The sequence below is a fragment of the Streptomyces sp. SM1 genome, from assembly GCF_002910825.1.
GTDB classification, from domain to species: Bacteria; Actinomycetota; Actinomycetes; order Streptomycetales; family Streptomycetaceae; genus Streptomyces; species Streptomyces okerensis.
Map to the genome: position 1 here is coordinate 21,397 of NZ_NEUB01000701.1, position 1,209 is coordinate 22,605.

Genomic DNA, 1,209 nt, shown 5'->3' on the forward strand with positions numbered 1-1,209 from the left:
GCTGACCAGCGTGCGCCAGCCGATCGTGGAGATGGGCCGCGCGATGATCGACCTGCTGCTCACCGAGGTCGCCGACCGCCGGCCGTCCGTGTCCCGGGGGCTGGAGCGGCGGCAGATGGTGCTGGCCACGGAGCTGGTGGGCCGCGCCTCGTCGTGACGCGCGATGCGTACGGTGTGCGCGCGGGCGCGGGCGCGGGGAGGGCGCCCGCCCGTCGTGCACGGCGCGGGAACGAGTTCAGCCGGTGGCCTCCGCGGAGGCCACCGGCTGACCGGTGAGGGTGAGTGACGGGACTTGAACCCGCGGCATCCTGGACCACAACCAGGTGCTCTACCAGCTGAGCTACACCCACCATGGCCTTGTCGTCGAGGTCAGTGACTTCTCCGACCGGCCGAGAAAAAGTGTACAGGGTCCGAAGGGGTGCTCGCGCACGGCTTTTCGCGAAGGCCTCCCAGGACCCCTCGATGCCCCTACTGAGCAGGCAGTACGTGCTTGGCGGCGATCTTCTTCGCGGTGTCGGAGTCGGGTCCCGGCTGGGGTACGAAGACGGCCTCGCGGTAGTAGCGCAGTTCCGCGATGGACTCGCGGATGTCGGCGAGGGCGCGGTGGTTGCCGTTCTTCTCGGGGCTGTTGAAGTACGCCCTCGGATACCAGCGGCGGGCCAGCTCCTTGACGCTGGACACGTCCACGATGCGGTAGTGCAGGTAGTCCTCCAGGGTCGGCATGTCCCGCAGCAGGAACCCGCGGTCGGTGCCGACGCTGTTGCCGCACAGGGGGGCCTTGCCGGGCTCCTTGACGTGTTCCCTCACGTACTCCAGGACCCGCCGCTCGGCATCCTCGAGCGTCGTGCCGTCCGGCAGCTCGTCGAGCAGACCGGACGCGGTGTGCATCTCCCGCACCACCTCCGGCATCGTCTCCAGGGCCCGGTCCGGCGGGCGGATGACGATGTCCACGCCCTCGCCGAGCACGTTCAGCTCGGAGTCGGTGACGAGGGCGGCCACTTCGATGAGTGCGTCGTCCGACAGCGAGAGGCCGGTCATCTCGCAGTCGATCCACACCATGCGATCGTTCATGTGTCTAACCATAAGGCTCGGCCACGCCGTGCGGACCCCGAGGTCGTGCCGGGGATGCCGGTGTGAACATCACAGGACACGGTGGTGCGCCGGGCGGGGCGACGGGCCGGAGGCCGGAGGGCTCCGGCCCGTCGAGTG

General features: G+C 69.5%; 1 protein-coding gene, 1 tRNA gene and 1 pseudogene. 1 reads left to right on the plus strand and 2 read right to left on the minus strand.

Features of this window, described 5'->3' with window-relative positions:
• Positions 1–157 (plus strand): annotated as a pseudogene (locus tag B9S61_RS19740) (LacI family transcriptional regulator); the annotation flags it as partial.
• A gap of 120 nt (positions 158–277) precedes the next feature.
• Here the strand turns inward: B9S61_RS19740 and B9S61_RS19745 are convergent.
• Positions 278–350 (minus strand) — tRNA-His (locus B9S61_RS19745).
• A 118-nt stretch (positions 351–468) separates the two neighbouring features.
• Positions 469–1,071, minus strand: coding sequence for an oligoribonuclease (orn, locus tag B9S61_RS19750; protein WP_103543446.1), 603 nt, complete (start codon positions 1,069–1,071; stop codon positions 469–471).
• Positions 1,072–1,209: the final 138 nt, after the last annotated feature.

Coding starts and splice junctions, on each gene's coding strand:
- orn (WP_103543446.1), bottom strand. CDS start 1,071: ATGAACGATCGCATGGTGTGGATCGACTGCGAGATGACCGGCCTCTCG.